A 13,155-nucleotide genomic window follows, 5' to 3' on the forward strand; every position below is an offset into this window, starting at 1 on the left:
TTACATTCCCCCTGTTTCGGATTTATTGTAATTGCTGCCGCCGTCGTCCAGTTCTTTTGCCTTATCAGGCGAGTAGAATAAATTCGGTTCAGTTGCGGCCAGGTGCTTTAACGCCCTGTTCACGCTGGCCGGGTTTAATTCGTCCCTGTCGGTGTACTCAAGTAAGCCTTCGTATTCTTTATCTTCCAGCGCCAGGACTATTTGCCTTATCTTGATCGGGTTAAGTGCAGCAGCATGCTTTAGTACTGCATTTTCCAATAAAATTCTATTTTCCTTCATTTTCAGATACCCTTCCTGTCTTTCTGATTAAATTAATGCTGCCTTATTACTGCTACTCAAAAGGGCCGTTGCATTTTTAGTCTGGTTATAAAGTTCGTCTATAAATTCTTGGTACAATTGTTTTCCGTCCATGCCTTCCGCCGCATGAATGTTTATGTCCCCGATATTGTACACTGGTGCTAATGCTCCTGCTTTCGCTGGCGGGGCCACCACGGCGTTTACCTGGCTAGGGGCGATATTTGTACCAGCAGCAGAGAACGCGCCGCCTACGGCATCCTGGAGCATCCCAGCTTTCATGTTGACACCAGCTGATAGGGTCGTCATGATAGCGCCCCCGCTGTACGTTAGCTGAGAAAGCGGCCCCTTCTTCGCATCGGAAAACGGCAGGAATTCGCGTACCTTCTCCATTACGCCCTTAATCGCGTTTACCGGGGCCATAGCCATACTTTTTATACCGTCTACCAGCGTCGTAATGATAGCTTTACCCGAATCATAGAATAGGCTACCCAGGCCGCCCAGGAAGTCTATAATACCGTTCCAGATTCCTTCGAAAATGGTTTTTATACCATCCCAGGCCATTTGCCAATCGCCAGTAAGCAGCCCTAAAGCCGTTTGTATCAGCCCGGAAATTACAGCCCAGGCTATGCTTATAATGCTGGCTATCGTCGTCCATATGAATTTAACGAAGGCCATTATTACCTGGAAACCGCCGACTATGATACTGCCGATTATGCTTAATGCTGCCATGAAAAACGGCCCTAGTATCGTCCATAGCGCCATGATTACGACGAAGGCCGCCGTAATGATTTTACTTATCGCGGGCCATATTGCCGTTACCCAGTTAAGTACCTTCGTAAAGGCCCCGACTATCGAAGTAGCAATACTTACTACTACCGGGATTACCGCAGCAGCTACCTGGGCCAATACTTTCCATATCAGCATAGCAGCAGGCCATAAGATATTAGTTACGGCCCAGGCTATCATACCGACTAGCATTAATACCGTAGGCGCTATGGCCTTAAAGAAATTGTAAATGGCTGCACCCAGCGGTACGGCTACGGCCCATATTTTTTTAAAGGCGTCTACGGCTATCATAAGCAGTTGCTTTATTGTTGGGAGCACGTAAGCTTGTACTGCGGCCCACATATTTAAAATCGTGTCTTTAATCTTCGGCCAGTAACGAATAGCCGTACTTACTAATCCGCGAAAGCCGCTTACCAGGTCGTTAATTACTACCATCGCGACGGCCTGTATAGTCGGCCAGTATTTCGTAGCTTGCTGCTGTATCCATTGGAAAGCAGCGCCCAAGGCGTTTATTACTGTTATGGCTACGGCCTTTATGGTCGGCCAGTACTGTACCGCCTGCTGCTGTACCCATTTGAAGGCAGCACCCAGGGCGTTTATCGTGGTCATGGCTGCCGCCTTGATTGTCGGCCAGTATTTTACTGCTGTCGCGCATATCCAGGCCCAGCCTTTTACCAGCTGATCGAACATAAATCGGGCAGCCGTTACGATTTTCCAGGTAGCTTGTACGAATTTCAGCGAAAAGCCCATATCCATAAGCTTCGTAGGATCGGATTTCGTAAATATGTCGGCGATTGCCTGGCTGAATTTTTTAACCGTATCCCACATTCCTAGCAGCGCCTTCTTACTGCCTTCTATACCGCCATTCATTCAGATAAACCAGCCTACTAGCAGGCCGACGGCTAAAATAATCCAACCTATCGGATTCGTAAGCATTGTTACATTCAGTAGTTTCATAGCTATACTAGCAGCCGTTAGCGCCGTCTTTACGCCGCTTAGACCGACGGCAAATACTGCCATTGAGTAGCCCAACGTTTTTATAACGGGCTGCCACTTCTCCCAATTGGTACGTATTTCGTTGATAATGGGGCTGGCTACTTTCCAAATACCCTGGATGGCTGCGCGAACTACCTTCCCTGCGTATGCCATTTCATTCCCTACGACGGCCCCCATTTTATGTGCTTGGCTTATAAAGTGGTCTATGCTGCCGTCTTTTTTTAATTGATCAAGCGTACCTAGGAAGCCTTGAAGGCGTTTCTCGGCACGTTCGAATAGCGGTAGGCCCATAAGGCGGCCCGTAGTACCCACGAAGTCTTTTACGTTGCTTATCATGCCTTTCCAGGTCTTGCTTTGTGCTTCCATACCGCCCTTAAATCGCTTTTCCATGATAGCAAATAACGCCGCATTCATGCCCTTCATATCGGTTATGCTGCCACTATTATCAAAAACGTTAGCACCCATGGCCTTCGCCATAGCGCTAATATCATCTTTTGTAATACTAAATGCTTCTTTAAGCCTTTCCAGGCTACCCGTTTGTGCATCGGCTACGGCTTCAACGCCTTGCATAATGTCCTTACCCATAACGGAAGCCGCATCACCTACGATTCCCAGTGTTTTCTGCGCGTTCATTCCATACGCGGTAAGCTTCGTTGTAGCTTCTACAATTTGCGGAATTTCGAAAGGCGTCTGTGCAGCAAATTCATTAGCCCAGGCTAACGTTTTTGTGGCTTCTGCTGCACTTCCCATTACCACGGTAAGAGTATTTTGATAAGTTTCCATATCAGCATTTGCACCAATCAACCAATCGAAGCCTTTTTTAGCTGCTGCCATTCCCCCCAGGGCAACGGCTGCCGCCCCTACAGCAGACGTTAAACCTGTAGCGCTTCGTGTTGCCTGCGCCATGCCATCCCGAAAGGAATTCGTATTCCGCGTCGCTTCCCGGATTCCCCGCGTAAAGTCGTTATCGAAGTAATTAAGCCGTATACCCATTGTAAATTCACGTGACATTTACCATCACCACCAGCTATGAGAAATCGTTTTACCGCCTACCGTCGAAGGTTGCCGATTTTCCATAATCGTGAAGGACGCCGATTTATCCAATAATCGTGAAGGTGAATGAAGTAAAGACTTCTTTATTTCTTGATAACTTTACATACTATTAAAGTATCAATTCTGCGAGTCGTTTGTAGCCTGGTGCAGCTTTGTGGCCTTCCAGACTTTCCTTTTCTTCTGCTGCGCCGCCGTTTATCTCCCGGTAAATAAATTCTACTCCTTCGCCCAGGCCCCTAATAAAGACGCTACGACTTACCCGAAGCAACCGCAGGGCTTCCTTCTGTAAGATAGGCCTTATGTAGGCGAACATGATGCAGTTCCAGGAAAACGGCATATCTTGGTGCAGCTGCACCAACGCCTTGTCTAACATAATCTTATTCACACGCCCGCCGCTTACGCCGTCATAAGCCTTTGGGCCGCTACTGCCTGGTATAGCATCGTAAGGCCTGTCCCCAGCAGCCAGGGCTTCGTAATTCTCCAGCCAGCGTTTTATGTTCTTCTTGGAAATGTAGCCTTCAACACGTAGCAAACGTAATAACCTCCCCGGTTGAACCACCGTTTTTCGTGGGTACACTATACTTCATTTTAATGAACCTTAGTTAAGATTATTTCCCAGCTGTAGTACCGCTGTTTTTTGGCGTATCTACAGGATTTTGTCGTGCTTGTGCTTCGCCGCCCCAGGAAATACTTACCTTACCTTTAGAAGCTGCGCGAAGTTCTGCGTTAACTTGTCCTAGCAGATCGTCGCCACCGTCAGGGGTTAACCTGGCGTGCTTCTCTACCAAACGGCCCAGGGCTTCCAGCGCACGTACGTATGCCCTGTCGTCGATAGTTCCAGGCTGGTACCATTCGTAACTGTTGAGCGAACCTTCTACGGCCACCCTGCGCCGATCCTTCTTACCCTTCCAGTTCCTTAAATGTTGGATAATTTGCGCCTTTAGCATATAAATTTCGTTTTCCAGGCCTAGTAACTTCTGTTCAGCCAGTTCGTCGTAAATTTCCTGGCCTTCTTCGTTAAGCGTCGAAGCGTACAGCCCATGTATGCGGCTGTTCTGACTTACCCGGCGCTTCCCTTCCTCAGTCTTCGGACCAGTCGAAGCCCCGCCACACCTATTACAGCGACCGCTTCCCAGGTGATCCGTACCAGCCCCGGCCACCTGTAGACATTTAGCATTTTTATTTTTCCGCTTTGCTCCACATACTAGAATCGTTCGGCCATAGCGTTCTGCTATCTGATTTTTATCGTCGGCCTTCGGGTTAATTTCCCGTTTTTCCTTCAGCTGCTGCTGTTCGTCCTCCAATGGTCAACACTCCCCACCCGGCAGTAACTTGCCGCGCTCCCGCCACATATGGACCATCACCCTGCATGAAGTGAAAAAGCATTTAACATGGTGGGCCAGCAGTTCAATGATTCCCCGCTCGTCGAAGACTTCAAAAGCCCGATCTATCGAAACTTCCTGGTACCGCAGCAGATTCCGTACTCGCTTATCGTTTGCAGCTTGTCCCTCGGCCCAGCGTTTGGCCCGGATATAATCCCAGCTAAACTGTTTCTCCCACATAATTAGGTTTATGAAGGCTTCGGCCTGCATGTCGTCCCATTCCCGCAGCTTCTCGTCTTCAACCATTACGCCGCATTTCTCCAATTCGTCTACCATGGTTTCGCGTAAGTTCATGTAGTGGCGTTGTAAAGCCCTAAACCCCAGCCCTAGATTCCCACTGACCAAAAAGTAATCATTCATTTTGTAATATCCCCCTCCCTAGTCTTCGTTTCGTAAAATGGCCAACTGCCGTTGTAATCGACGCGCCCAATATCGTTCCTGGTTTGCCCTTTCTTTTTCAGGGTTTTCTTTGCGCCATTTTCGCGCCCAGTCCCGCTTATAGGTTTTCCTGTCCGTTTTCTTAGCTTCGTTGTTAAGCATGTCCAGCACCCTTTCTTCAAAAAATAAAAAGCGGGCTTCCTAAAGCGCGTATGAAGTACGCACAATAGGAAGCCCGCCTGACACCCTTTGAAAAGGGTACCGACTATGACCAGGCAGCAATATAAAGCCGCTACCTGTTACTCCTGGGGGTTTTATACGGTACGAAGCCCCCGAAACGCCTTTGAAATTTATGTCTATGTTATAGATATAGCATGAGCCAATACAGGTGTCAATGAAGCAGTTCAAATTGTTGCCTATAGGAAACACTATCGGCATGACTGCCTAAAAACCCCTCCAGTAAGAGAAGAGACAATGAACAGTAAGTAACTCTATATATATAATATAAATATATAATATATAAATAATAAATATATATATATTATATATAGTATTAGTATCTATTAAGTATAGTAGTATACTATACTGTTTGTTCTTTCTTCTTTTTTAAAAAATAATATATTAGCTGCTGTAATTTTGTAGGGGGGGTCTTATTGTTTTTGACTTTTCCTTTTTTGTTTTTTATTTATAGGAACCCCCCTTTGTAATAGGGCTAATTATATATATTATTCCGAATTGCTGTATTTCGCCGTATTCACCCGTTTAGAGTAGGTGAGCGCGGATACGCGGGGGGTACTTTCTCCCGATAGCTTCCGTTTCCTTCGTTTTTCGTTTTTCGTTTTTCGTTTTTCGTTTTTCTCCCTCCAACCGCTTCAATTTCGCAGCCTTACAGCCTGGAAGTAGTCATGCCACATCCGAACCGCGCGGCCCACACGTCGCCAGGCGTTCATATTTGCCCACTCTAGCGTGGATGGCCCCAGGCAGTCGTACTTACTCCTGGTCCGTCATAAACGCCTACAAGCCGCCCAGCGTGTACCAGCCTTCTATCCCTGAATGACGGCCAGCAGCTGCGCCTGGTAAGCATCCAAAACAAAAGCCCCCCATTACCTGGAAGGCTTGTATCAGTTCGTATTCAGTTACCAGGCGCCGGGGCCTTCACTCGTAACTATGCAGCTGCGTTAATCTTCTGTTCGATTTCAGCTTCTAGCCGTTCGATCTCACCGCCGACCGTTTCCGGGATTACACCAAGTTCGGCCATTCTTCGAATGATTTCCATTTGCAGCTTGTAGGCTTCGATAACGTCCTTTACAGCCAGTTCTAAGCGGTTAAGATGGTCTAATGTAGTATCCATATTTTCATGCAAAAACACTCCCCATAGGTTGAATTTTCCAAGCCGGGGCGGTTATAATTGAACCAACGAGTATACCGCCCGTACCTGGGTACTACGAAAGCTTCGGCAGCTGGCAGGCTGTCCGGGCTTTTTTGTTGTCTTTTTTTAGCTTACACTGATTATTTATCCTGCTCCACCTCAAATTGTTGGATAATCGCGCCATTCCTTCGCAGTTTCAGCTTACGCTTTGTTTCTCTTGCTGCTCTAACCAGGCAGTTAACGTATCCCGGCGAAAAAGAATTGTTGCCCCCAGCCGCGTATGCGGAATTTTTCCGCAACGTACCTCTTTGTAAAGTAGGTCCTTCGAAACCCCCAAGAAAACCGCGGCTTCTTTCACCGTCATAGTTACTTTTTCCATTTGCACATTCTCCTTTTCCTTTTGTCATAAACATCCAATGTGTCTTATCCCCTTTTGGGGATTTGTTTACAAATTAGCATACGATACCGACAAAAAGCAACAAAAATTTTTCCTTTTGGGGTTTTACAAAAAATATAATTCCCCTTTTGGTGATTTTGGGTTATATTATGATTTAGTAAGTAATTTTTGATTTGGGGTGAAGGTATTTTGGTAAACGAAATTATTTTTGGCGACTATCTAAAGCAACTGCGTAAGAAGCGGGGCTACACCTTGAAGCAGCTGGCCGAACTATCGGGGGTAAGTGACTCCCAGATTTCCCGAATTGAACTAGGTACTAGGGGCGTTCCGAAACCCGAAAACTTGAAGAAGTTGGCCGAAGCGCTAGACGTTCCACCTGAAAGTCTGCTGGAAAAAGCCGGGGTTATTGATAGAGCAGATTCGGCTTTCGAAGATGCGGCTATGGTAGCCGGGGCACTTAATCCCGCTTTCTATGAGAACGACCAAGAACTGCGGGATTATTTAGAAGCTGTGGAATTAAAAAAATTCGCCGATATGGAAAATGACGAATTTAAGGGGCGCTACCTACAGCGGTTATGGTTAACGGCCCAAACTTACGGAATCGAAATTAGCGCCGATAACTTCACTCCCAGCGAATTTATTGACGGCCTTCTAACCCTGGACGGCAGAACGCGAATGCTACTAATGCTGGAACTGGGCCGCATCGAAGACGCCTGGGAACAAGAAGCGACGGTCCTTCACTTGGAAGATTTGCTAAAGCTGCCGAATATCGCATATGGGAACAGGCTACTTACCCAAAACGACCGCCAGCGCATCGAATCTATGCTACATCTGTTATTAAAGGGGGAAGCGTGAATGGCAACTATTGAACCAAAGGAACTTAAAGACGGAACTACGTCGTATAGGCTCACAGTGGAATTGGGGTATGCCCCGGATGGAAGCAGAATTAGAAAGAGAAAGACGGTAAACGCGAAGGATTTTGGTAAAAAGGAATTGGGGAAGCGTGAACTAAACGCCGAACTAGATAGATTCAAAAACGAAGTGAACAACGGAGAATACCGGGATATAGAAAAAATGTCATTCGCCGCGTTCGTTGAACAATGGAAGAAGCGCTATTTAGTGGATAAGGAAGAGAAAACACAGCAGAATTATAGTCATATCGTTAACAAGCGAATAACCCCCTTTTTCGGCAAAGCGGATATGGAAAAGATAAAGTCATTTCACATCATGGATTTTATAGCCAAGTTGAAGGGCGACGGTTTAAGCGCGAATTCCATTGTTAAATATTATCGGGTCCTAAAAAGCATATTTCACTGGGCGAAGGAATGGAAAGTAGTAAAGGAAAACCCTATGGAGGGCGTCCCGAAGCCGAAGGAAACGGATTACGACGCCGACGTTTATAGCGAAGAAGAAGTAGCGTATCTGTTCGATGCTTTGCAGAATGAAAAGCCAATGTTTCGTGTACTCATTCTTCTAGCAGTTACAACAGGGCTGCGGCGCGGCGAACTGCTGGGCCTGGAATGGAAGCATATTCACCTGGACAAAAGCTTTATCGACGTGCGGCAGTCAATCCCCATGTTTAAAGACCATCAACCCGTTATCAAGGAACCAAAGACGAAAAATTCCATTAGAAAAGTATCTATCAATGCCTTTGTTGTTCCCGAACTGGACAAATACTTTTTACAGGCACGAAAAGACAAATTACAGGTCGGGGATAAATGGCAAGGCGGGGACCGTTTCTTTTTATTCGCAAATAAGTACGGTATGCCATATTATCCTAAGACGCTTTCGGATATGTGGCGGGACTTTATAAAAAAGAATCCTGGCATTAAGTACATTCGATTCCATGATCTACGTCATACTTCCGCTACGCTGCTTATAAATAAGGGCGTACACGCAAAAACGATTTCCAGCCGTTTAGGTCATTCAAATATTAAGACCACAATGAACATATACGGCCATGCTATGCAGTCAGCAGACGTGGCAGCCGCTGAAGCATTTGATACGCTCTTTGAAGTCAAACAAGACCAGCAGCAGAAGGCATAACGCGGGGGACTATAGGGGACCGAAAGGGGACCAACAAAATACCCGCCTTTACCAAAATACCATTCATTCGCTTTAATCGCCTATAACCCCTACAAAAATAACGCACAAAAAAGCACTTTTACAACTATAACAGTTATTATATTTTCGCTTTGTTTCCTCTCCCATGAGGCGATCGCGCAAGCGGTCGCCGTTATTATTTTATAATACAGATTGCTAAAAACCCTTATTTTTCTATAAGGGTTTATTTCTGTAGCTTCTTATTAGATAGTGTTATTCAGTTATACTAAAAAGAAAGATAAATCGAATGTTTATTCGGAATCCTTCGTTTCGTTGGCGTCCTCCTCCAGCCGGTGTTCCTGAGCAACTTGTGCCAGGGAATCAATAACCGCCTGGGTTTTTACCTCAATTGCCTCTGGCCGACTACGGCCATACAGCCGTACATAGATCTGCTCAATCTCCTCGCCGGTTAGATCGCCTTGCTTTAGCAGCTCCGATGCAATGGCGTGGACGAAGTCGACGTGTTCCCTTACTAAATTCTTTACTTGGAGCATCTGATCCTTCAGAAGCTCGTTAATCTTTGGCCGGAGTGCCTTGAGTGCATCGGCACGAGAGCCCGTCGCAAGCCAACTGAATAGCTCATCGCCCATACCTACCATACCGAGGTAGGCACCGGCCATCTCTGTAGCTTGCTGCAGGTCGGAGGTGACACCGTTTAATTTTTTCCCCAAATACACCTCTTCCACCGCCCGAGCTGCCAGACAGACTTGAATCTCCGCTAATATCTCACTATCGCTTCGGTTATACCGTTCATGCGTCGGCTTGGTGGCAGCGAGACCGAGCGCGCCGCCCCGGCGGATGATCGTCACTTTCCAGACCCGGTCGTGAGGCTTCAATAGGTACTGGGCCACCGCATGACCGGCCTCATGGTAGGCGACATTCCGCTTCTCGTCGTCTCTCATGGAGCGGAGCGGCTGTTTGAGTCCCCACTCATAGGTTTCCATGGCAGCACGGAAGTCCTCGTAACTGGCTTCCTGGGCCCCCCGTTGGTGGGCGATAACAAGCGATTCGTTGACAATATGTTTGATCTGCGCAGGGCTGTAACCGACCGTATCGAGCGCTGCTGCTTCCGGAGTTAGCGTAGAGTCCCTCTTCACCTTCCGGAGATAGTATTGGAAGACGTCCACCCGACCATCATAGTCAGGGGTATCGACCCAAAGCTGCCTGTCGAAGCGGCCAGGCCGGAGCAGTGCAGGGTCGAGTACATCGGGCAGGTTGGTCGCAGCGACTGTCAGCACCGCCGGCCGCTCTGCTTTCTTGCGACGCAGCCCCAGCGACCGAAGCATCTTGGAAATCTTGGAGTTGTCGATGTTCGGCGGGTCCATCTGTAAGAGCAGCTCATTAAGCAGGCCAGAGCCGCCGCCCATGCCGAACATTCCTCCTGCTGCTCCTGCTCCCGCCTGGCGACTCATCCCGATCGCGTCAATCTCGTCGATGAAGATGATGCAGGCGCCATACACAGTCGCCAGCTTCCGGGTCTTCTTGTAGAGGCCCATTACCTTCAGGTTGCCGACGCCGAAGAACATGTTCTGAAAGCTGGGAGCCGAGGCATAAGCAAAAGGCACCTGCGCTTCGTTAGCGATCACCTGAGCCAGGTAGGACTTACCGGTGCCAGGAGGACCGCAGAGCAGCAAGCCTCTGATCGCCTCACCACCCATTTCCTTGAACTCCTTTACGCCTTTGAGCAGGGTGACGATCCGTTTGGCATTCTCAACGATTTCGGGGTTTCCCCGGTAGTCATCCCAAGTGGCCCCAGTCTCTCCAGGCAGAATCCAATACGTGCGTCCACGAGCTAGGAACCAAAAAAGGGCTACGAACTGGACAATCATGAACATGATGGCAAAGAGCAGCTGCATCACAATACCGATAATAGTCAATGCGATATTCCAAGATGTCGGTCCTCCTGCCCATAACAGTATGCCGGTTAAGACGAGCGCTGCGACCCATAGGATGAATGTTCGCCACTTGATCCACTGATATCTCTTCATGGACTCACTTCCTTTAAGACGGTTTGTATTATTCTATGAAAACCATAGGCCTCCCATGAAGGAAGGCCACAGTCTTATTATTGAAATTTTCTTTTAATGTCCAATACATACTTGAGAATTACTGCGATACCTCCAACGAAATAAAAAATCACAAGAGTCCACCCCGTAGGATCAGCTGGAATCAAGGATAAAACAATCTCTAATGGCAGGACATAATATAGAACATCTTTCAAATAACCTAATACAAAAGTTGGGTCAAAAGAGCCTTTCCAAAAGGATTGGAAAAAGGCGATTAGAAAATCAATGATCATTAATCCAAATATGGCCCACATGGTGTACATCATCCAGTCTGCAAGTGTAAATGTCATTTATCATCACCACCTTCCTACATACTATGCTAGGAATGTTGACATGATACAGCTTTTCCTTAATCTGCAGATTTGTTTTAAATGGAGTTCGGCGCCACATTAATGTTATTCTTTAAATACAAAAAAATGGAGACTAACCCTTAGCAAAAGCACTTTCTCTCCTCTCCCTTGAGGTGATCGCGAAAGCTGGGCCTTGTTATCTTTTTAGTGTTTGTGGGACTCATTCATTTCATCTCAACTCAAAACGATTAAATGAAAAAAAGCCGCTAAGTGAGAGCACTGCAAAAGCCTTACTTTTGAACGAAGTGGATCTGCCAAATGGAAAAAGCATGAGATAAAGAAAAAAAGCAGTTCGTTCCTCATCAGAGGGNGAGAGCACTGCAAAAGCCTTACTTTTGAACGAAGTGGATCTGCCAAATGGAAAAAGCATGAGATAAAGAAAAAAAGCAGTTCGTTCCTCATCAGAGGGCGGGCTGCTTTTGCGTTTTCAACTTCACCATCCGCTTCACATTTACAACGAATGCAGTGAGATAAGCCTGTATTCGCATGCGAAATAGGCCCCGGTATTTGGCTGCATTCATACCGTGGAATCTTTTCATTTCAGCATTCTTGTGTTCAATGATTGGCCTTCGTTTTATCCGCTTCTTAAACGTGTCACTAAGTTCGAACTCAATCTGCTCCTTGAAGTGTTCCGCTACTATTCGGATTGAATATGTTTTGCTTTTGGATTCTGGYTTGTAGCAACCTTCGCGTAGTGGACATGCTTTACACTTTTCGACATTGAAATAAAAGACTAATGAACGGCTTTCTCCGCTCTGTTTACTGCCTTGTACAGCTTTTCGAATGCTATAGATAACAAAATTAGCGTCTTTGTTGTATTCGAAGCCTTCTTGTTTTAACCCTCCACTATGGACAATGGGGTTAAGAGGGACAACAGGTTGAATTTGTTTTTCCTTCATTTCGGCCAGATTATCTTTTCCGGAGTAGGCTGTATCTGCAATTACTTCTGTAATCTCCATACCATTTTCTTTCGATTGTGCTAACAGTTTTGGGAATTGTTTACCGTCATCTRCACTTCCAGTTGTTACGACTACGGCAGTAATTATCTCTTCTTCCGTCATGGCCAAGTGCTCTTTGTAACCAAAGAATGATTTTGTATGGCTCTTCCATCCAAACCTTGCATCTGGATCTATAGCCGAAAGAATCCCTTTCTTAGAAAGTAAGCGCTCATCCTCGACAATTTGCTTCGCGATTCGTAGTTTCTCGGATAAGGCACCTTCATGGTCAGGAACCATTGCTTCAACCTTTTCTCCCAATTCAGCTAAGTAATGTAACATAACCTGCTCAGCATTTTCTTGATCACTTTTCACAACAGGTACCGCAGGTAGTTTCTTCTGCAGCTTCGGATGTCGTTTGATTACCGTTCGAAACAGTCGTTTGGCAGCATCTCGAAGTACATCTAGTGGGCGTTGTTTTTGGCTCGCGGCTAGCGTATGAGTTGCATCCATAATGATAGTTTTGGTTTTGATAAGACCTTGATCGATACACTGCTGAACCACTCGCTTTAATACATCATCCACTTGACTTGCACCTAAGCGGTGATTACGAAAACGAGATAATTGTGATGAATCTGGAAGTGTGTCTTCTGGGTTTAGCCCCACAAACCACTTGTATGCGAGGTTAACCTGCGKTTCCTGAATAATCCGCTCGTCAGAGAGATTGTAAAGGATCTGAAGAAATACCAACCGAAAAAGCAGCTCCGGCTCATTAGCTGGTCTGCCATAGTATACACAATATGAGTCTTTAACTAATTCGTGAATAAAGCCGAGATTGACTGCCTCATTAATTTTGCAAAGCAAGTGATCTTTAGGAATGAGTTTATATAGTTCCGCATGAAATGATGCGGTTAATTGTTTGCCAGAGGATAACATGAAATTTCAGCTCCACTTTTCCTTTTCTTCCAGTATACAACAAACCCAGTGCCTATGCGCCACTGGGTCTATTTTTACAGATTCTGTATTCGTTTTGCAGTGCTCTC

General features: G+C 46.4%; 14 protein-coding genes. 2 read left to right on the forward strand and 12 right to left on the reverse strand.

Features of this window, described 5'->3' with window-relative positions; genetic code table 11:
• From ASD40_RS02005 to ASD40_RS02045, 9 genes are all read right to left on the reverse strand, one after another.
• Nucleotides 1-279, reverse strand: a complete 279-nt coding sequence (locus ASD40_RS02005; protein WP_057301654.1) for a hypothetical protein — start codon at nucleotides 277-279, stop codon at nucleotides 1-3.
• A 27-nt stretch (nucleotides 280-306) separates the two neighbouring features.
• Nucleotides 307-1,953 carry a phage tail protein gene (locus ASD40_RS02010; RefSeq protein ID WP_057301655.1) on the reverse strand — a complete coding sequence of 549 codons (1,647 nt, stop codon included), beginning with the start codon at nucleotides 1,951-1,953 and terminating at the stop codon, nucleotides 307-309.
• A complete protein-coding gene (locus ASD40_RS02015) occupies nucleotides 1,954-3,090 on the reverse strand; it encodes a tape measure protein (RefSeq protein WP_057301656.1) in 1,137 nt (378 codons plus the stop codon). It abuts the gene before it with no gap.
• A 151-nt stretch (nucleotides 3,091-3,241) separates the two neighbouring features.
• Nucleotides 3,242-3,664, reverse strand: a complete 423-nt coding sequence (locus tag ASD40_RS02020; protein WP_057301657.1) for a hypothetical protein — start codon at nucleotides 3,662-3,664, stop codon at nucleotides 3,242-3,244.
• 76 nt (nucleotides 3,665-3,740) lie between these two features.
• On the reverse strand, nucleotides 3,741-4,436 hold the full coding sequence (locus tag ASD40_RS02025) for a hypothetical protein (RefSeq protein ID WP_057301658.1): 696 nt from the start codon (nucleotides 4,434-4,436) through the stop codon (nucleotides 3,741-3,743).
• 3 nt (nucleotides 4,437-4,439) lie between these two features.
• Nucleotides 4,440-4,874 (reverse strand): hypothetical protein, encoded by a 435-nt coding sequence (locus tag ASD40_RS02030; RefSeq protein WP_057301659.1) that lies wholly within the window; start codon nucleotides 4,872-4,874, stop codon nucleotides 4,440-4,442.
• A gap of 18 nt (nucleotides 4,875-4,892) precedes the next feature.
• Nucleotides 4,893-5,054 (reverse strand): hypothetical protein, encoded by a 162-nt coding sequence (locus ASD40_RS38120; RefSeq protein WP_200957332.1) that lies wholly within the window; start codon nucleotides 5,052-5,054, stop codon nucleotides 4,893-4,895.
• 1,003 nt (nucleotides 5,055-6,057) lie between these two features.
• A complete protein-coding gene (locus tag ASD40_RS02040; protein WP_057301661.1) occupies nucleotides 6,058-6,255 on the reverse strand; it encodes a hypothetical protein in 198 nt (65 codons plus the stop codon).
• Between the two features lie 202 nt (nucleotides 6,256-6,457).
• Entirely contained in the window at nucleotides 6,458-6,640 is a 183-nt protein-coding gene (locus ASD40_RS02045; RefSeq protein WP_057301662.1) for a helix-turn-helix domain-containing protein, read from the reverse strand.
• Nucleotides 6,641-6,847: 207 nt separating this feature from the next.
• On the opposite strand from ASD40_RS02045, the gene ASD40_RS36030 reads away from it, so the two are divergent.
• Together ASD40_RS36030 and ASD40_RS02055 are read left to right on the forward strand one after the other, a co-directional pair.
• On the forward strand, nucleotides 6,848-7,513 hold the full coding sequence (locus ASD40_RS36030; RefSeq protein WP_063870687.1) for a helix-turn-helix domain-containing protein: 666 nt from the start codon (nucleotides 6,848-6,850) through the stop codon (nucleotides 7,511-7,513).
• The gene (locus ASD40_RS02055) at nucleotides 7,514-8,704 is read left to right on the forward strand and encodes a tyrosine-type recombinase/integrase (RefSeq protein WP_057301663.1); all 1,191 of its coding nucleotides are present in this window, start codon (nucleotides 7,514-7,516) and stop codon (nucleotides 8,702-8,704) included.
• Between the two features lie 308 nt (nucleotides 8,705-9,012).
• Here ASD40_RS02055 and ASD40_RS02060 read toward each other — a convergent pair whose 3' ends face one another.
• From ASD40_RS02060 to ASD40_RS02070, 3 genes are all read right to left on the reverse strand, one after another.
• The gene (locus ASD40_RS02060; protein WP_082562020.1) at nucleotides 9,013-10,749 is read right to left on the reverse strand and encodes an AAA family ATPase; all 1,737 of its coding nucleotides are present in this window, start codon (nucleotides 10,747-10,749) and stop codon (nucleotides 9,013-9,015) included.
• A 77-nt stretch (nucleotides 10,750-10,826) separates the two neighbouring features.
• Entirely contained in the window at nucleotides 10,827-11,117 is a 291-nt protein-coding gene (locus ASD40_RS02065) for a hypothetical protein (RefSeq protein WP_057301664.1), read from the reverse strand.
• A gap of 461 nt (nucleotides 11,118-11,578) precedes the next feature.
• Entirely contained in the window at nucleotides 11,579-13,048 is a 1,470-nt protein-coding gene (locus tag ASD40_RS02070) for an IS1182 family transposase (RefSeq protein ID WP_063870688.1), read from the reverse strand.
• Nucleotides 13,049-13,155: the final 107 nt, after the last annotated feature.

It is taken from the genome of Paenibacillus sp. Root444D2, from assembly GCF_001426375.1.
Lineage (GTDB): Bacteria > Bacillota > Bacilli > Paenibacillales > NBRC-103111 > Paenibacillus_E.